Source organism: Kitasatospora sp. GP30 (assembly GCF_029892145.1).
Lineage (GTDB): Bacteria > Actinomycetota > Actinomycetes > Streptomycetales > Streptomycetaceae > Kitasatospora > Kitasatospora acidiphila.
Window position 1 is genome coordinate 73,166 of the sequence record NZ_JARZAH010000028.1, and the last position, 18,665, is coordinate 91,830.

Consider the following 18,665-nt stretch of genomic DNA (forward strand, 5'->3'; position numbering starts at 1 on the left):
CAGCACGAGCCCCTGAACCACCCTAGGAAGGAAGGCCCGGCATGTCGCGCCCGGTGCTGACGGTCTGCGCGGAGCAGCGGGAGGCAGGCTGCTACCGCACGATCGGCGAGGCCCTGCAGGCGGCCCGCAGCGGTGCGGTGATCTCGGTGCGGCCCGGCCGCTACGAGGAGAACCTGGTGATCACCAAGATGGTCACCATCACCGCCGAGGACGTCCGGGGCAGCGTGCGGATCAGCCCCCGCACCGGCACCGTAGTCCAAGTGGTCGCCGAGGCCGTGCAGTTGACCGGCCTGGTGCTGCACGGCCAGGACGACGACCTGCCTGCCGTGGACGTGCCGCGCGGCCAGGCCGCCCTGCAGGACTGCGAAGTGGTCGGCAACTCCTGGACGGCGGTGCTGACCCGCCAGCAGGGCTCGCTGGCGATGCGCGGCTGCCGGGTGGTCAACGCGGCCGGCGCCGGGCTGGTGGAGACCGCCACTGGCAGCAGCGTGATCGAGGACTGCGTGATCGAGCATCTCGGCACCTCGGCCGTGGTGATCGGTGAGCGGGCCAACCCGGTGGTCCGCCGCTGCGTGCTGCGCGACGCCCGCGGCAACGGGATCTGCGCCAACGGGCAGGCCCAGGGCCTGATCGAGGACTGCGTGATCTCCGCCACCGACAAGCCCGCGGTGGCCCTGGAGGAGCAGTGCACCACCCGGCTGGTGCGCACCGAGATCCGCGACTGCGCGCTGGGCGTCTTCATCAGCTCCGCCGACCGGGTGGTGCTGGAGGACTGCACCGTCACCGGGGTGCGCGGGCACGCCATCGCGCTGGCCGGCGGCACCGATCCGCTGCTGCGCCGCTGCCGGGCGGTCCGCAGCCAGGGGCACGGCCTGCACATCGGGGACCGCTCCCGGGGCACCTTCGAGGAGTGCGAGGTGACCGGAGCGGGGGCGGCCGGGATCTGGGTCGGCGAGTCGGCCGGTCCGGTGCTGAACCGCGCCATGGTCCAGGGCGGTTCGGCGGTCGGCGTCGAGCTGACGGGGGAGAGCGTCGCCGAGTTCGACCGCCTGGAGGTGCGGGACGCGGCGGGCGCGGGCGTGAGCGTGACCGAGGGCGCCAACCCGCTGCTGCGTCGCGCCATGGTGACCGCCGCCACCGGGGCGGGGGTGGCCGTGCTGCGCAACGGACGCGGGCGACTTGAGGACGCCACCGTGCTGGACAGCGGCGAGGCCGGGGTGCGGATCGCCGAGGGCGGCAACCTGTACATCGGCGGCAGCACCGTGCGCGGTTCGCGCGACTGCGGTGTCTCGGTGGCCGACGGCGGGATCGCCACGCTGCGCGACTGCGAGCTGGCGGAGAACGAGTTCGACGGCGCGAGCGTGGCCCGCGAGGGTGAACTGACCGCCACCCGCTGCCGGATGCGCGGCAACCGCCGCCACGGCCTGCACCTTCAGCCCGGCGCTCGGGCCACCCTGACGGACTGCCGGCTGACCGAGAACACCGTGGACGGCATCCGCCTGGAGAGCATCGAGCCGGTGCGGATCACCGACTGCCTGGTGGCCGAGAACCAGGGCTCGGGGCTGCGCCAGACCGAGGCCGGCGAGCGGTTGGCGGTGGAGAACCTGGACAGCCGGGACAACCGCCACCCCGACGCGCACGGCACGGCCACCGCGTCGACCAGCGACCAGCCGGGCGACGCTGACGCACCATCAGTCGAGCAGCCGGTGGAACCCAAGGGCCCGCAGGCGGTGTTGGAGTCACTGGTCGGCCTGGACGGCGTCAAGGAGCAGGTGGCCACCCTGGTCAACCTCAACAAGCTGGCCAAGCGCCGCGAGCAGGCGGGTATGCCGGCGCTGCCGATGAGCCGGCACCTGATCTTCGCCGGCCCGCCCGGCACCGGCAAAACCACGGTGGCCCGGCTCTACGGCGCCATCCTGGCCGAGTTGGGAGTGCTGCGCAGCGGCCACCTCACCGAGGTGGCCCGCGCCGACCTGGTCGCCTCGATCGTCGGCGGCACCGCGCTGAAGACCACCGAGGTGGTCAAGGCGGCGCTCGGCGGCGTGCTCTTCATCGACGAGGCCTACACGCTCTCCGCCGGATCCGGCGGCAACGGACCGGACTTCGGCCGCGAGGCGATCGACACCCTGGTCAAGCTGATGGAGGACCACCGCGACGACCTGGTGGTGATCGTGGCCGGCTACTCCGCCGAGATCGGCGATTTCCTGGCCTCCAACCCGGGCCTGGCCTCCCGGTTCAGCCGCACCGTGGAGTTCCAGAACTACTCGGTGCCGGAGCTGACCACGATCGTCGAGCGGGCCGCCGCCGGCCACGGCTACCGACTCGCCGAGGGCACCCGGGACGCGCTGCTCTTCCACTTCGAACGCATGCCCAAGGGTGCGGACTTCGGCAACGGCCGGGCGGCCCGCAAGGTCTTCGAGGAGATGGTGGACCGGCAGGCCTCCCGGCTGGCCCAGTTGGATTCCTTCGACAACGACGATCTGGCCCTGCTGGTGCCGCTGGACGTCAGCGAACAGGCGGCTGCCGCCGCCTCGGCCGAGCCCGCCGCCGCGGAGTCCGAAGGCACCGGGCTGCTGGAGCAGTTGAACGCCATGATCGGCCTGCGCGCCGCCAAGCAGCAGGTGGAGGACCTGGTCAGCCTCACCCGGCAGACCCGCCGCCGGGCCGCCGCCGGGCTGCCCACTGCGCAGCTCAGCCACCACTTGGTGTTCGCCGGTCCGCCCGGCACCGGCAAGACCACCGTCGCCCGGCTCTACGGCGAACTCCTCGCCGAACTGGGGGTGCTGCCCGGTGGCCAGCTGGTCGAGACGGCCCGCGCCGACCTGGTGGGCCGATACGTCGGCCACACCGCCCAGTTGACCAAGGAGGCCTTCGAAGGGGCTCGTGGCGGGGTGCTGTTCATCGACGAGGCCTACACCCTGACCCCGCGCGGCGGGGCCGGCAGCGACTTCGGCCAGGAGGCCGTGGACACCCTGATGAAGCTGATGGAGGACCACCGCGACGAGGTGGTGGTGATCGTGGCCGGTTACGACGACGAGATGCGCCACTTCCTGGCCTCCAACCCGGGCCTGGCCTCCCGGTTCAGCCGGAGCGTGGAGTTCGAGCACTACTCGGACGACGAGTTGGTGCGGATCGTGGAGACCCAGGCCGACACCGCCGGCTACACCTGCCCGGAGCCCACCCGGGCCGCGCTGCTGGAGCTGTTCCGGTCGGTGCCGCGTGATCGCACCTTCGGCAACGGCCGGTTCGCCCGGCAGACCCTGGAGGCGATGATCACCCGCCAGGCCGGCCGACTGAGCCGGCTGGACGTCAGCGACCTGGCCGAGCTGAGCATGCTGCTGCCGCAGGACATCCCGGCGGAGCGGATCGGCAGCCTGGCGTGAGGCGGGTGCTGCTCTCCGGCCTGGCCGGCCTGATGCTGGCGGCCACCACCGGCACCGCGTGGGGCGACGACCCGTCGGCCGCGCCCGACACGCTGCCCGGCATCACCCAGACCCGCAGCGGCGGGCCGAGCGGATGCGTGCCGGCCGCCACCAAGTCCGTGCAGGCGGTGCCCTGGCCGCAGTCCTTCCTCCGCCCCGACCAGGCCTGGCCGCTCGGCCAGGGCACCGGCGTCACGGTGGCGGTGCTCGGCTCCGGCGTGGACGATACGGCGGGTGTGCTCGGCAGCCGGCTCACCCTGGCGCCCCGCGTGGCCGGAGCCGGTGACCCGGCGCACGACTGCGTCGGGCACGGCACCTTCCTGGCCGCCCTGATCGCCGCCGCCCGCCGGGACGGCACGGGCTTCGCCGGAGTCGCCCCGCAGGCCAGGCTGCTGGCCGTCGGGGTGACCGACGACACCGGCGCCAGCACCGCCGACCTGCTCGCCGCCGGGCTGCGGGAGGCGGCGGACGGCGGGGCCCGGGTGATCTGCGTGGCGGCCACCGTGCCCGCCGGCTCGGACGAGCTGCAGGCGGCGGTGCGCTACGCGGTCGGCAAGGGCGCCCTGGTGGTGGCCCCGGCCGGCGCCGACTCCGGGCAGCAGCCCCTCGCCGCCGCCTACCCGGCGGCCTACCCGGAGGTGCTCGCCGTCCGCGACCTCGGCCCGGGCGGCGTGCCGGACGCCAAGACGTCCTACTCGGGCCGGGTCGACCTGGCGGCGCCCGGGGACGCGGTGATGAGCGTCGGCCCCGGCGGCAGCGGCTACGCCACCGGCAGCGGGGCCAGCTTCGCGGCGGCCTACGTGGCCGGGGCGGCGGCGCTGGCGCTCTCCTACGCGCCGGAGTTGACCGCCGACCAGCTCCGCCACCGCCTGCTCGCCAGCGCCTACCCCTCGCCAATCCCCGCCCTGGACCTGGTCGCCGCCGTCACCCAGGCCCCGGCAGGCTCCCCGCCCGGCGCCGCCACGCCCCCGTCCCACCTCGCCATGCCTCCGGCCGCCCCCGGCTCGCCGGCCCCGCACCAGGCCGCCCTGATCGCCGCCGGCGCCCTCGGCGCGGCCGTCCTGACCGGCGCCGCGGCGGTGGTCATCCCCCGTGGCCGCCGCCAGGGCTGGCGGCCGCGGTGAGCGCGGCACTGCGCTCCTTCAGCAGCTCCAGGAAGGCGTGCGCGGCGGGCGACGGCGTCAGCCCGCGCGCCAGTGCCGCGTGCACCTCGCGCACCGGCAGGTCCCGCCGGTCCAGCGGGACCACCGCCACATCGGCCCGGACCGCGTCGGCGGCCAGGGTCGGCACCAGCGTGATCCCCAACCCGGCGGCGACCAGGCCGAGTTTGGCCATCCAGTCGCGCGCCACGAACCCTACGCGGGGCTGAAACCCGGTCCGCAGGCAGGAGCTGATCAAGGTCTCCTCGGGCCGGGTGCTGGCCGCGATCCAGTCCTCGTCCGCCAGTTCGGCCAGCCGCAGCCGTCGCCGGCCGGCCAGCCGGTGCCCGGCCGGCAGCGCCACCAGCATGAAGTCGTCGGCGAGCTTGTGGAGTTCGACTCCCTCCGGGACCTCGCCGAACGCGGTGCTGAGCACCGCGAGATCCACCGATCCGTCGGTGAGCATTCCCACCAGCGCCGGAGTCAGCCCCTCCTCCAGGGTGACGGCCACCCCCGGATGCGCTCGCCGGAACGCGGCTATGGCCTGCGGCACCAGCGCGGCCTCCGCCGTGGCGAAGGCCGCGACCCGCAGCCGCCCGATATCCAACTCCCGTAGCTGGCGCAGCTCCTGCTGTGCCGTGGCGATGCGCTCCAGCACCGCTGAGGCGTGCACCAGCAACCGCCGCCCGGCCTCGGTCGGTTGCACGCCGCGCGGCAGCCGGTCGAAGAGCACGCTGCCGGCCTCCTCCTCCAGCGCCGACACCTGGCGGGAGATCGCCGACTGGGTGTAGCCGAGCGAGGCGCCGGCGGCCGTGAACGACCCCAGCCGCGCCACCTCGACGAAGACCCGCAGCAGCGGAGTGGAAAAGTCATGCGTGGTAGGCATGCCAGCCATGCTAGACATTCGCTGGTCGCATCCGTAGCCGCCGCCTACGGTGAGAGCCATGGACACGAACACCACCGCGCCCGCATTCTCCGGAACCATCGCCTTCCTGGGCCTGGGTGGCATGGGCACCCCGATGGCCCGGCGCCTGCTGTCGGCCGGCCACCGGCTGACCGTCTGGAACCGCACCCCCGCCCGCGCGCAGGCCCTGGCCGCCGCCGGTGCGACCGTCGCCGCCACCCCGGCCGACGCCGTCCGCGACGCCGACGTCGTGATCACCATGCTCGCCGACCCGACCGCCGTCCGGGAGGTGGTCACCGCCCTGGCGCCCGCGCTGAAGCCGGGCGCCACCCTGGTGGACGTCTCCACCATCGGCCCTGACACCGTCCGGGAGTTGGCCGGCCTGCTGCCCAAGACGGTCACCCTGGTGGACGCCCCGGTGATGGGCAGCGTCGACCGGGCCGCCGCCGGCACCCTGCTGCTCCTGGCCGGCGGCGACACGACGGCCGTCCGCCCGATCCTGGACGTCCTCGGCACGGTCACGCCCTGCGGGCCCGTCGGCAGCGGTGCCGCGGTCAAGCTGGTACTGATCAACGCGGTGATCGGCGGCGTCGCGGTGGTCGCCGAGGCGATGGCCCTCGGCGATGCCCTGGGCCTCCCCGAGGACCAGGTCCGCACCGCCTTGACCAGCAGCCCGCTCGCCGGCGCCGCCGCCCGCGCCTTCGCCGATGACGCCCACTTCCCGATCCGCCTCGCCGCCAAGGACGTCGCCCTCGCCACCGCCACCACCCCGCTCCCGGTGGCGGCGGCCGTCCACCGCGTCCTGACCGCCGATCCCTCGGCCGGGGACCTCGACCTGGGGGAGCTCGTCACCAGGGTGCGGGCGGGGCAAGTCGGCGTCGGCCCCCTGTGAAGATCATCGGCAGGCGGCGGGTGGATACAATCCACCGCGTTCCCCGATCTGACAGGAGCTGCCAGTCATGACCGCCCAGCCGCGTTTCCTCGTCCTGCCCGGCTATGAGGGCTCCGGTCCGGAGCACTGGCAGAGCCACTGGGAGGCCGCGGACCCCGCGTTCCAGCGGGTGGAGCAGGCGGATTGGGACCACCCGGTGCTGGGGGAGTGGGTCGAGGTCCTGGACGCGGCCGTGGCGGCCCAGGAGCAGCCGGTGGTGCTGGTCGCGCACAGCCTCGGCTGCATCCTGGTGGCGCACTGGGCGGCGCAGCGGGCCGGGGCGGCGGTCGCGGGGGCGTTCCTGGTGGCGCCCGCGGACATCGAAGCCGCGGGGGTGGCCGAGTTGGACGGCTTCTGCCCGATCCCGCTGGAGCCGCTGCCGTTCCCGACCCTGGTGGTCGCCGGCTCGGACGACCCGTGGTGCACGCTCGACCGGTCCCGGCAGTTCGCCGCTGCGTGGGGTGCCCGGTTTGCAGTGGCGGGTGCCCACGGTCACCTCAACTCGGCCTCCGGACTGGGCGATTGGGTGCAGGGTCGGGAGCTGCTCGGGCAGCTGCTCAGCTGAGCGCCTCGGCCAGCGCCTGCGCCTGGGCCGGGGTGATGCCGAGGGCGAGCGGGATACGGCGCGGGCTGTAGTCGGAGTCGCAGACGCGGATCGGGCTCTCGGGGGTGACCGTCCAGACGGGTTGCCGGGAGAGCCCGGGCACATTGAGCAGGTAGGCGGCCAACTCGCCTGCGGTGTCCGGGCGGAGGCCGACCTCGACGATGGCGCGCGCCACGGTCTCCACGGCCTCGGCGGCCGGAGTGGCCGCATCACCGAGCACCGGCAGGAGCAGCAGCAAGCGCTGGGCCGGATCTGACAGTCCGTCAGGAGTGCCGTCCGGAGCGCCGGCGGCCAGCTTGGTCAACTCCCGCCAGGACAGCCCGTTCCCCGAGCCGTGCGGCCCGTGCTGCCCGAGCCAGCCGAGTCGGCCCCAAGCGGGGTGTTGGACGATGAAGTCGATGTTGCTCTCGTCCTCGTCGTTGACGTACACGGCGCAGGCCTGGTGCCCGCCGGCGAACGGCACCCGCAGCACGGTCGGCGGCTGCTCGGGGTCGCCGAGGCGCTCCATCAACTCCTCGAAGCGCGACGTCTCCACCCCGTACTCGGTCACGTCCTCGCTCAACGAGCCCAGGGTGATGAGCAGATGGGCCAGCCAGAAGGCCGGGTCGCCCGCGAGGTGTTCGCCCGCGACCAGGTCGTCGTCGGAGTACGGCGGGATGCGCACGGTGGTAGTCATGGCGGGAGGGTAGCGCGGGCCACCGTCACGCCGCCGCGCCCGCTCTCGGCCAACGCGCCGCCCGCCAAGGCGCCGCCCCTCAGCGCCGCTTGTCAGTCCGCCAGCGCGTCCCCCACCAGGGCGGCGAGCTCCAGGTAGGCGTTCCTGGTCCGCCCGCGCAGCCGCTCCAGCGCGAGCTCACCGCCCGCCGCGAGGTGCGCGTCCACCGGGATCACCACCACGCCGCGGCAGCGGGTGGCGAAGTGCTCGGTCAGGCTGTCACCGGGAAGCGCCCGCCCCTCGCCGGGGATCGGCGAGACCACCAGCACACCGCTCGCGACCAGGGCCCCGTGGCCCGCGCCGGTCAGCCAGTTGAGCAGCGCGTCCGTCCCGGCGGCGCCCCGGACCGAGGCGTCGGTGCAGATCACCAACTGGTCGGCGGTGGCCACGGCGGCCCGGACCGCCGGGTCCGAGCCCCCCGTGTCGCTCAGCACCACGGGGTACTGCCCGGACGCCGCGTCCAGCAGCCGCTGGTAGCCGGCCCGGTCGGCCGCCCCGGCCGCGAGGACCTCCAGGCCGCTGGGCCGCACGGTGGTGAAGCGGCGGAAGTCCTGATGGGTCGGCTGCTCGGGCAGCCCGGTGAGGGCGGCGCCGGAGCCCAGGCCCAGGGCGAGCACCCGGTCCTGTCGGTGCGTGGCCAGCAGCGCTCCGAGGGCGGCGGTGGCGGTGCTCTGCCCGGTGCCGCGCGCGCAGCCCAGCACCGCGATCCGGTGGGCCCGCCGCAGCGGGGTACGGATCCGCTCGACCTGCCGCGCCTGGTCACCCCGCTCGCCGCGGAACGGCAACCGCTCGCCGCGGAACGGCAACCGCTCGCCGCGGAACGGCAACCGCCGCCCGCGCGAGGGCCGTCCGCGCACCAGGCGGTCGGCGTTCAGCTCCGACTCGGCGGCCCGCCCCAGTGGGAGCACCTCCCGGCCGAAGGCTGGAGGAGGGTCCGGCAGGGGGACGGCGGTCGGTTCACCGGGCGGGAGCTCGGCAGCGGTCGGACGCGGCGTCACCACCGTGCGGGCGGCGGGCGGGATGAGCACCGTGCCCAGCGGATCCAGCGGCCGGTGCCCGGTCAGCGGCAGCGGATCGGGCCACGGGACGGGTGCGTAGTCGGGGGCGCCCTGCCGACCCTCGCCGGGCTCGACCCGGTGCACCAGCGCCTCCCCGGGACCGGCGGCCTGAGCCAGCACCAGGGGGTGCGCTGGAGCAGCGGGCACCGGTGTCTCCCAGGGCGCCGAGGCGACCGTGCCCGCGTTCGTCCTGCCGCCCGCCACCGCTGCCACCGCCGGCTCCCTCCACGTGCCCGGGTCCGGCCGCGCCGGCCGGTCGTTCCGCTTCGGTCAACGGCTCCCGGACGACGCGGCGTTCACTCCCCGCAGAGCTTGGCGCGGACCTCGATATTCGGCAGCTGAACCCGGCTACCACCCGGTACCGTCCCTAGGTATGGCACGGGGAGCTCGGTTGCCGGTACAAGGAGAGAGGGAGCGGATGTCCGACGACGGGTCGTCACCCGGGGTGCGGCGGCTGATCGCGGACTGGCTGCTGGAGCCGCCGCCGGTGCTGCCCGGCGTGCCCGCGCTGGAGGTTCCCCAGGCGCCGGCCGCCGAGGTGATCGCTGCGGCGCGCCGGCTCGTGGCCGGCTGTGCGACGGCCGACCAGCCCTGCCCCACCCCGCCGACCGCGCTGCTCCCGCTGGCTGCGGCACTGGTGGTCGACGAGCACCCGTCTTCGTGGAACTGGTCCCGGGAGGAACGCGAGGAACTGCTCGACTGGGTGGCCGTGCTGATCGAACAGCACGGTGAGGAGGGGGTTCAGGAGCTGGTCCGGCAGCTGGCGAGCGCGGCCTGACCGCACGCGCGAATGCCGCGCGCGCGAATGCGGCACGCGCGAATGCGGCACGCGCCAATGCCGCGCGCGGCCGCCGTCATGATCGCGTTGGTCCGTTCTTGGCGTCACGTTGGCGCGGCCCGGCACGGTGGCTTCGGCGAGGTCGGGGTCTTCCCTCCCGATCTCGCCGCGGCCGCCCACACGGCCTGTCCGAGCAGCAGACCCGCCTGGACCGAAGAGGTAAGTGCGTGACCAACCAACCTGCCGCCCCGACCATGCCCCCGTCGGTGCGTTCCACGCTCGACCAGGAGACCTTGGCCGAGCTCTACCGCCTGCACGGCGGCTACCTGCTGCGTGCGCTGCTGCGGGTGACCAACGGCGATCGCGGAAAGGCCGAGGACATCCTCCAGGAGACCCTGCTGCGGGCCTGGCAGCACCCGGAGTCGATCTCGCGCGGTGCGGCGCAGAGCCGGCCCTGGCTCTTCACGGTGGCCCGCCGGATCGCCATCGACCACTTCCGGATGGCGGCCGCCCGGGCCCAGGAGGTGGCGGGCGAGATGCTGGAGGACCGCCCGCTGCCGGACGACCCGTACGAGGGGGTGCTGGCCGCCCGGGACATCGAGGTGGCCCTGGAGAACCTGCAGCCGCACCACCGCGAGGTGCTGGTGGAGCTGCACCTGAAGGACCGCTCGGTGGCGGAGACCGCCGAGCGCCTCGGGGTCCCGCCGGGCACCGTCAAGTCCCGCAACTTCTACGCGATCCGGGCGCTGCGCCCGGTGCTGGCGACCCATCACGAGTACGCGCCGGACCCGCTTCCGGCGGCCTGAGCCCGTCGAATGCCTGCGCTCATGTCAACTCTCCAGCGACTGCTCCACCTTGGCCAGCAGGTCGGTGACCGCGACGGCCAGGTGGCCGTGCGAGCGGTGCAGGAGGATGGCGGAACGCAGGTGTTCGGCGGCCTCCGCCTCCCGGCCCAGCCCCAGCAGGAAGTTGGCGTAGGACTGCTCGGCGATCGCGTGCAGATGCAGGAAGCCGGCCTCCCGGCAGGTGGTCAGCAGCCGGATCCAGGCCTGCTCGGAGGACTCGTGGCAGCCGAGGGCCTGGAGGGACTGCGCCTCGGTCATCAGCGCCCAGGCGTGGATGGTGGCGGCCGGCTGGTCGGCGAGCAGGGTTCGGGCTTCGCGGACCCGGGCCAGTCCGGTCGTCGGGTCGCCGGCCATCGCGGACACCGCACCCGCGTAGCCGAGCGCGGAGGCGAGCTGCTCGGTGCGGCCGCCCCGGCGGGCCAGTTCCAGAGCGCGGTCGACGAGTTGCCCGGCCTCGGCGGTGTTGCCCAGCACCGCCTCGGCCAGCGCCAGGGTGGCCTGGGCACGGGCGTGCGGAAAGCCGTCCGCGGCGCTGGTGCGGTCCACCGCGATGGTGCTCAACTCGACGGCCTCGGTAACCCGTTCGACGCCGATCAGGGCGTTGGCGATGGTGGACTCCAGCATCGAGACGGCCCACTGCGGGCCGGTCCGCTCGGCGGCTCGCAGGCCCGAGCGCAGGCAGCTCAGCCAGTCGATCAGCCGGCTCGCCGCGTAGTAGAGGCCGCTCGCCTGCAGGGCCAACCGCCAGGCCCGCTCAGGATCCTGCTCGGCGGCGGCCGCCACCAGGGCGCGGATGGTGGGCTCTTCGGCGATGAACCAGGTCAACGCCGCCCGGGCGTCGGCAGGTTGCGGCACCGCGCGCGGCGGATGGGCCCGGGGGCCGTAGGCGTCCTGCCCCGGGTCCACATGGTCGCCGCACTGCCGGACCGCCTCCTGGTAGTAGTCCAGCAGCCGCTCGGTGCTGCGCCGGCGCACCTGCTCCGGTTGGTCGGCGAAGAGCTCCATGCCGAACAGTCGGATCAGGTCGTGCCGGCTGTAGCGGCCCGGGGTGCTCTCGCTCAGCAGGTGGTAGGCGGCCAGCTCGCCGAGCGCGCCGCGGGCGGTCGGCAGATCGGTGCCGAGCAGCGCCGCGCCGGCGTAGGCATCCACCTCGCTGCCCGGATGGGCGGCCAGCAGGGTGAGCAACTGACCTGCGGGCAGCGAGAGGTGACGGTACGTCAGCCAGAGTGCGGTGCGGATGCTGACCGCGCCGTGGGTGTCCAGGGTGAGCAACCGGGTGCGCTCGTCGGAGAGTTCGGTGACCAGGTCGGCGATCGTCCAGTTGGGGCGGGCCGCCAGCCGGGAGGCGGCGATCCGCAGCGCGAGCGGCAGTTGGTCGCAGAGCGCGGTCAACTGGCGGGCGGCGGCTTCCTCGGCGCGCACCCGCTCCGGGGCCAGGCTGCGTTCCAGCAGCCGCAGTGCGTCGTCGCCGGGCAGGGCGGCGAGCCGCAGCAGCGCGGCACCCTCGGTGACCACCAGGTCCTCCAGGGTGTTGCGGCTGGTTACCACGGCGGCACTGCCGGCACCGGCCGGCAGCAACTCGGCCACCTGCTCGGCGCTGCGGGCGTTGTCCAGCACCACCAGCAGGCAGCGCGGCTCGGTGGCGGCACGGTACTGGGCGGCCCGGCCCGCGCCGTCCTGGGCGATCGCCGCCTCCGGCATCCCGAGCGCCTTGAGGAACCGGCCCAGCACCTCCACCGGGTCCACCGGGCCGGCGGGGTCGAAGCCGCGCAGATCGACGAAGAGCTGGCCGTCCGGGAAGCCGCCGGCGACGGCGTGCGCCCAGCGGATCACGGTGGCACTCTTGCCGGCCCCGGCCGGACCGACCACCAGGGCCAGGCCGTCGCCGGTGCGCTCGGGGCCGCACTCGCGGTCCAGCCACTCGGACTCGGCGCAGCGCCCCACGAACCCGGCCGGCTGGCGGGGCAGCTGGCGCGGCAGCACGGGGACCGGCTCCTCGGCCGCTGACGGACCGTCGCCGGCCGGAGCCGGAACATCCGGTTCCGAGTTCGACCGACGGCGCTGCGCGGGCACCCGGCCTTCGGCCGGGCCGCCGCCGAGCACCTCGGCCAGCGCCGCCTGCAACTGCGCCCCTGGCACCACCCCCAGCTCGGCGGCCAACCGCTCCCGGGCGTGGTGGTAGACGGCCAACGCGTCCGAAAGCCGCCCCGCCTGCTGCAGCGCGCGCATCAGCAGCGCCACCACCGGCTCGCGCAGCCCGTTCGCCCGCACGCTCTGCTCCAGCGCCGGGACCGCCACCGCCGCACTGCCCAGCCGCAGCCGCCGCTCGGCCCAGGCGGTCAGCACCGTGGTCCGGGCCGCGTCCAACTGGTCCACCAGGGCCCGGCGCAGCTCGGTGTCCGGCAGATCGGCCAGCGCCGCCCCGCTCCACAGGCCGAGCGCCTGCTCCAGCAGCGCCACCGCGGCGGCGTCGTCGGACTCCTCGACGGCGGTCGCGGCCAGCGCCTCGAACCGCCGCACGTCGATCAACTCGGTGGCACCGGTGAGCAGATACCCCGGAGCCCGGGTGCGCAGCTCGAACGGCGAACCGGTCAGCACCTTGCGCAGCGCCGCGACGTGTCCCTGCAGCGCCGCTCTGGCCCGGGCCGGCGGCTCGTCACCCCAGAGCAGCTCGAAGAACCGCTCGATCGGCACCACGCGCTCGGACCGCAGGGCGAGCAGCGCCAGCACCGCACGCCGCTGGGCGCCGGCCAGCTCGGCCGTCTCGCCGTCAGCGGTCCGCAGCTCCACCGGTCCAAGGAGCCGGATCACCATATGTTCCCCACCTTGCGCATGTCCCGATGCCGGGGCTGCCTCGTCCGAGCAGTGTAGACCGGTTTAGCGCGCCCATTACAGCTGATCTGAACGGTCTGGTCTATGCCTGGACCTGCGATGATGCGGTTCCAGCCACCCCCGGCGGATGCTTTCGGACGCTGGCGGCCGTATCCTTCCGAGCGGTCGTCGAGGGGTGCCGTGGCAACCGATCGGCACCGATGACCCGTCTTCTCGTGGCGTGGGACGGATTCTCGTGGCGGAGGTGCGGATGCGGATCAACCTGCTGGGACCGATCGCCGTGCGGACCGACGACGGCACGCCGGTCACACCGAGCGCGCCCAAGCGCCGGGCCGTACTGAGCGCGCTCGCCCTGGAACTCGGCCGCACCGTGCCGATCACCCGGCTGATCGACACCGTCTGGGAGGGCCGCCCGCCGCCCACCGCCCGAGCCGCGCTGCACGGCCACATCACCGAACTGCGCCGCCTGCTCGACCGTCAGCTGACCCTGACCACCCGGGACATCGGCTACCAGCTGGACGGCGACCCCGAGCAGGTCGACGTGCGGGACTTCGAGCAGTGCTGCGCCCAGGCCTGCGCCGCCGCCGACGACAGCGACGCCGCCCTGCCGCTGCTGCACCGGGCACTCGACCTGTGGCGCGGCCCGGCGCTGGCCGACTGCGGCTCCGAACTGCTGCGCAGTGCCGAGGCACCGCGGCTGGTGGCGCTGCGGACGCGGGCGCTGCAGCGGCTCGGCGAGCACCTCTGCCTGCTCGGCCGGGGCGCCGAGGCGATCGACGAACTCGACAGCGCGCTGGCCGCAGACCCGACCAGGGAGCAGCTGGCCGCCCAGCTGATGGACTGCCTGGCGCAGGCCGGACGCCGGGACGAGGCGCTGACGGTCCATCAGCGCACTGTCGCGCGGCTGGCCGCCGAGCTCGGTGCCGTGCCAGGCCCCGCGCTGCGCGCCGCCCACCAGCGGCTGACCGCCAAGGCCGCCACGCCGCGACCGCCCACCGGCGAACCGCGGCCCGCGCCGCGCCCCGCGGTCGCCCAGCGCTCCACGGCCGCCCAGCGTCCCACGATCGCCCAGCGTCCCAAGGTCTCCCAACTCCCGCGCCGCAACCGCCGCTTCGCCGGCCGGGCGACGGAACTCAGCAAGCTGGACGCGGCCATCGCCGACGCCGCGGGCACCGGCCTGGTGGGTGCCATGGGGCTGACCAGTGTCGCGGCCGGCCACGTCGAGCGGCACCCCGTACTGGTCACCGGACCGGCCGGAGTCGGCAAGACCAGCCTGGTGCTGCACTGGGCGCACCAGGTCGCCGAGCGGTTCCCCGACGGCCAGCTCTACGCCGACCTGTGCGGCTTCGACGAGACCGAACCGCGCGACCCGGCCGAGGTGCTGGCCGGCTTCCTCACCGCCCTCGGGGTGCCCGAGGAGGAGCTGCCGGCGGCACTGGACGACCGGTCCCGCCGCTACCGCGAGCTGCTGGCAGGACGTCAGCTCCTGGTGGTGCTCGACAACGCCCGGGACTACGCCCAGCTCGCCCCGCTGCTGCCCGCGGCCGAGGACACCCCGGTCACCGTGATCACCAGCCGCAACCGGCTCGGCGACCTGCTGGTCCAGGCCGGCGCCGTCCCCCTGCCGCTGGACGTGCTGCCGCTCACCGAGGCGCTCGACCTGCTGCGCCGGGCCCTCGACCCGCAGCGGATCGACGCCGAACCGCAGGCCGCCGCCGAGATCGCCGAACGCTGCGACCGGCTGCCACTGGCCCTGCGGCTGGCCGCCGCCCGGCTGGCCGCCCGGCCCGACTGGTCGCTGCGCCACCTGGCCGAGGAGATCTCCGACGAGCAGTCAAGGCTCGCCGCGCTCTGCACCGCCGGCGGCGGCTCACTCGGCATCGCGGCCACCCTCAACCTCACCCGGCGCGCCCTGGACGCCCCCGCCGAGCGGTTCTTCGGCTACCTCGGGCTGCACCCGGGCGCAGTGATCGACCCGCACGCCGCCGCGGTGCTCGCCGGCGTCCGGCTCGCCGAGGCCCGCACCCTGCTCGCCCAGCTGGACGCCGCCCACCTGGTCGAGGAGACCGCCCCAGGGCTGTTCGCCCGGCACGACCTGGTCCGCCTCTACAGCGCCAACCTCGCCGCCGAGCTCGGCTGCGACCAGCGGGAGGCGGCGATGGACCGGATGCTCGACCACTACCTGGCCGCGACCGCCGCCGCCTGCGCGGGCCTGCGCATCGCCAACGTCCTCACCACCCGCCCCACCCCGGTACCCACCCCCGCCGGCTCCACCGGCGCAACCGTTGGCGCTGCCCTCGGCACTGCGGTGCCCACCGGTGCTCCAGACGCGGAGGCCGGCCCTGTGCGCCTGGCCGGTGCGGATGCCGCGCGCGCCGATGCCGTCCGCCCCGGCGCAACCCCGGCCCCCGCCGCGCGTGCTGGCGCGGTCACCAACGCAGCGCCCGCCCCCGCTGCTCACGTTGTCCCGGCCACCCGCGTTGGCGTCGTCACGAACGCAGCGCCCGCCCCCGCTAATCACGTCGCCCCCGCCGCCCACGCCACCCTCACCAGCACCACCATCCACACCCACACCACCACTCCCATCCCCGCCGACGTGCTGCCGGCACTGGGCACCCCGGGGCAGGCCGTCGAGTGGTTCCGCCGTGAGGAGCGGGCGGTGCGCGGTCTGGTGCTCTGCGCCGAGCAGTACGGCCGGCCCGCCCTCGCCTGGCGACTCGCCCACCAGGCGTGCGCCCTCTACTACCAGGAGAACCGCAGCCGCCGCGAGTGGCGGATCACCGCCGAGGCGGGCCTGCGTACCGCCCAGGCGTGCGGCGACCCGGCCGCCCTGGTCCGCAGCCACGTCGACCTGGCCGTGGTCCAGATCGAGCACGGCGAGTTCGCCACCGCGACCGCCCTGCTGGAGCGGGCCGCCGCCCTCGCCGACGAGCTCGGCGACCCGCAACTCCTGCACCAGTGCCGGATGCTGCTGGCCAACGCCCTGGTCCGGGCCGGCGAACACGAGCGCGCGATCCCGCTGATGACCGCGATCGTGGCCGACGCCCGTTCCCTGGCCGCCCCGTTGCTGCTCGCGCAGACGCTCAACAACCTCGCCAACGCCCTGGTGGTCGCCGGCCGGCCGACCGGCGCGCTGGCCCACGCCACCGAGGCCGTGCGCCTGTTCACCGCGCACCCCGACGACCCCAAGCTGATCAGCGCCACCCTGACTAGGGCCGAAGCGCTGCACGCCCTCGGCCGTCACCGCGCCGCCCTGGCCACTGCCCAGCACGCCCTGACCCTCGGCCAGACCCAGGGCAACCTGCGGATCGAGAGCCAGACCCGCCACTTCATCGCCACGGTCCGCGCGGCCATCAACGCCCAAGCCGCCCCGCCCCTCGCCGCCACCCTCCCGGCCACGACCTCGGACGCTTGAACCACCCAGGCCCCCACCCGCGCTCACCCCCCCGGACTCCCGGCCCTCCACCGTCCGTCACAGCCCCTCCCTGTGCCCACCCCCGCCCCCACCTCCACCTCCCACCCCCGCCGTAGGCCCTGAGGCGTAAGCCGGCCCGGTCCGCAGCCGGAGCCGCGGGCCGTGCCCGGCGCGCTACCTTTGGCGGCATGGGGACGATCGACGGGGCCGCGCTGGGCGATCTGGAAGCGGTCAGCGAGGCGGTGCTCGCGATGAGCGGGCATCTTGAGGTACGCGAGGTGCTGCGCCGGATCACCGCCTCGGCGCGCAGCCTGCTCGGTGCCGAGTACGCCGCGCTCGGCGTGCCCGACGACCACGGCGGCTTCGCCCAGTTCGTGGTCGACGGGGTCAGCGACGAGCAGTGGAAGGCGATCGGCCCGCTGCCCCGGCAGCACGGCGTGCTGGCCACGATGCTGCACGAGCTCACCCCGACCCGGCTCGCCGACGTCCGCCGGGCCCCCGCCTTCGAGGGCTGGCCGCAGGCGCACCCGGAGCTCAAGGACTTCCTCGGCATGCCGATCCTGGACGGTGATGAGATCCTCGGCGCCATCTTCCTGGCCAACAAGGAGGGCGGTTTCACCGAGCAGGACGAGCGGCTGCTGCGGATCCTCGCCGCCCATGCCTCCATCGCCCTCGGCAACGCCCGCCTCTACGAGCGCAGCCGCGAGCTCACCCTGGCCGGCGAGCGCGCCCGGATCGCGCACGACCTGCACGACGCGGTGTCGCAGAAGCTGTTCAGCCTGCGCCTGACTGCCAAGGCCGCCGCCACCCTGGTCGACCGCGACCCGACCCGGGCCCGCGCGGAGCTCAAGGAGGTGGCCAGGCTCGCCGCCGAGGCCGCCGACGAACTGCGCACCGTGGTGGTCGAACTGCGCCCGGCCGCGCTGGACGAGGACGGCCTGGTCGCCACCCTGGCGTCCCAGGTGCAGGTGCTCGACCGGGCGCACAGCGCCACCGTCGCCTTCGACGAGGACGGCGGGGTGCGCACCCTGCCGCCCGCCCAGGAGGCCGCCGTGCTGCGGATCGCCCAGGAGGCGCTGCACAACGCGCTGCGCCACTCCGGCGCCCGCAAGGTCCAGGTGACCCTGCGCGGCACCAGGAGCCGCGGCGCCCGACTCACCGTCAGCGACGACGGCCAGGGGTTCGACCCCGAGTCGGTCCGCCGGGCCGGCCGCCACCTGGGCCTGGTGTCGATGCGGGACCGGGCGCAGACCGTCGGCGGCCGGCTCGTCCTCACCTCGGGGCCCGGCCGAGGGACCGTCATCGAACTGGAGGTGCCCGGTGCCTGAGCAGACGTCGGATCGGATCCGGGTGCTCCTGGTGGACGACCACCAGGTGGTCCGCCGGGGGCTGCGCACCTTCCTGGAGGTGCAGGACGACATCGAGGTGGTCGGCGAGGCCGCCGACGGCGCCGAGGGCGTCGCCAAGGCCCGGGAACTGAGCCCGCATGTGGTGCTGATGGACGTCAAGATGCCCGGCATGGACGGCATCGAGGCGCTGCGCCGGCTGAAGGAGGAGGGCAACCCGGCCCGGGTGCTGATCGTCACCAGCTTCACCGAGCACCGCACCGTGGTTCCGGCGCTGCGCGCGGGCGCCGCCGGCTACGTGTACAAGGACGTCGACCCCGAGGCGCTGGCCGGTGCGATCCGCTCGGTCCACGCCGGTCATGTGCTGCTCCAGCCCGAGTTGGCCGCGACCCTGCTCGCCGACGATTCGCCGCGCCCCGCGCACGGCAGGGGCGGCACCCTGACCGAGCGGGAGCGCGAGGTGCTGGGCCACATCGCCGATGGCCGCTCCAACCGGGAGATCGCCCGGGCCCTGACCCTCTCCGAGAAGACGGTCAAGACCCATGTCTCGAACATCCTGATGAAGCTGGACCTCGCCGACCGCACCCAGGCCGCCCTCTGGGCGGTCCGCCACGGCGCCGACGAGCCTTCCTGACAGCAGGCCCTCCTGCCATCGCTGCTCCCGGCGCCGGCGGGC

Annotated in this window: 13 protein-coding genes; 9 read left to right on the top strand and 4 right to left on the bottom strand. The window is 74.7% G+C overall.

Translation table 11 applies throughout. The annotated features are described in order from the left end of the window. Positions 1–41: 41 nt before the first annotated feature. Entirely contained in the window at positions 42–3,383 is a 3,342-nt protein-coding gene (locus P3T35_RS29100; protein WP_101382900.1) for a right-handed parallel beta-helix repeat-containing protein, read from the top strand. Further along, positions 3,380–4,546, top strand: coding sequence for a S8 family serine peptidase (locus tag P3T35_RS29105; RefSeq protein WP_101382901.1), 1,167 nt, complete (start codon positions 3,380–3,382; stop codon positions 4,544–4,546). Before P3T35_RS29100 ends, P3T35_RS29105 begins: the two co-directional genes overlap by 4 nt. On the opposite strand, the gene P3T35_RS29110 is transcribed toward P3T35_RS29105, so the two are convergent. Beyond that, entirely contained in the window at positions 4,506–5,447 is a 942-nt protein-coding gene (locus P3T35_RS29110; RefSeq protein WP_280708391.1) for a LysR family transcriptional regulator, read from the bottom strand. The two genes, P3T35_RS29105 and P3T35_RS29110, sit on opposite strands and share 41 nt — an antisense overlap. Before the next feature lie 58 nt (positions 5,448–5,505). Between P3T35_RS29110 and P3T35_RS29115 the strand changes: the two genes are divergently transcribed. Then, the gene (locus tag P3T35_RS29115; protein WP_101382903.1) at positions 5,506–6,357 is read left to right on the top strand and encodes an NAD(P)-dependent oxidoreductase; all 852 of its coding nucleotides are present in this window, start codon (positions 5,506–5,508) and stop codon (positions 6,355–6,357) included. A 67-nt stretch (positions 6,358–6,424) separates the two neighbouring features. Beyond that, entirely contained in the window at positions 6,425–6,961 is a 537-nt protein-coding gene (locus P3T35_RS29120; RefSeq protein ID WP_101382904.1) for an alpha/beta hydrolase, read from the top strand. Here P3T35_RS29120 and P3T35_RS29125 read toward each other — a convergent pair. After that, positions 6,954–7,676: a hypothetical protein gene (locus P3T35_RS29125; RefSeq protein ID WP_143676935.1), complete on the bottom strand. Its 723-nt coding sequence runs from the start codon at positions 7,674–7,676 to the stop codon at positions 6,954–6,956. The genes P3T35_RS29120 and P3T35_RS29125 overlap by 8 nt on opposite strands. Before the next feature lie 92 nt (positions 7,677–7,768). Beyond that, entirely contained in the window at positions 7,769–8,986 is a 1,218-nt protein-coding gene (locus tag P3T35_RS29130) for a hypothetical protein (RefSeq protein ID WP_143676936.1), read from the bottom strand. A gap of 205 nt (positions 8,987–9,191) precedes the next feature. Between P3T35_RS29130 and P3T35_RS29135 the strand changes: the two genes are divergently transcribed. Continuing rightward, a complete protein-coding gene (locus tag P3T35_RS29135) occupies positions 9,192–9,551 on the top strand; it encodes a hypothetical protein (RefSeq protein ID WP_101382907.1) in 360 nt (119 codons plus the stop codon). Positions 9,552–9,778: 227 nt separating this feature from the next. After that, the gene (locus P3T35_RS29140; RefSeq protein ID WP_280708395.1) at positions 9,779–10,357 is read left to right on the top strand and encodes a sigma-70 family RNA polymerase sigma factor; all 579 of its coding nucleotides are present in this window, start codon (positions 9,779–9,781) and stop codon (positions 10,355–10,357) included. A 24-nt stretch (positions 10,358–10,381) separates the two neighbouring features. Here P3T35_RS29140 and P3T35_RS29145 read toward each other — a convergent pair whose 3' ends face one another. Continuing rightward, the gene (locus tag P3T35_RS29145) at positions 10,382–13,210 is read right to left on the bottom strand and encodes a BTAD domain-containing putative transcriptional regulator (protein ID WP_101382908.1); all 2,829 of its coding nucleotides are present in this window, start codon (positions 13,208–13,210) and stop codon (positions 10,382–10,384) included. Positions 13,211–13,448: 238 nt separating this feature from the next. Here P3T35_RS29145 and P3T35_RS29150 point away from each other — a divergent pair, with 238 nt between their 5' ends. The 3 genes from P3T35_RS29150 (at position 13,449) to P3T35_RS29160 (ending at position 18,623) form a co-directional block, all read left to right on the top strand. Continuing rightward, complete coding sequence (locus tag P3T35_RS29150; protein WP_180356652.1) at positions 13,449–16,643, top strand: BTAD domain-containing putative transcriptional regulator; 3,195 nt, start codon at positions 13,449–13,451, stop codon at positions 16,641–16,643. 188 nt (positions 16,644–16,831) lie between these two features. Continuing rightward, on the top strand, positions 16,832–17,971 hold the full coding sequence (locus P3T35_RS29155; RefSeq protein ID WP_101382911.1) for a GAF domain-containing sensor histidine kinase: 1,140 nt from the start codon (positions 16,832–16,834) through the stop codon (positions 17,969–17,971). Further along, positions 17,964–18,623 (top strand): response regulator transcription factor, encoded by a 660-nt coding sequence (locus P3T35_RS29160; protein WP_101382912.1) that lies wholly within the window; start codon positions 17,964–17,966, stop codon positions 18,621–18,623. Before P3T35_RS29155 ends, P3T35_RS29160 begins: the two co-directional genes overlap by 8 nt. The last annotated feature ends 42 nt before the right edge of the window (positions 18,624–18,665 follow it).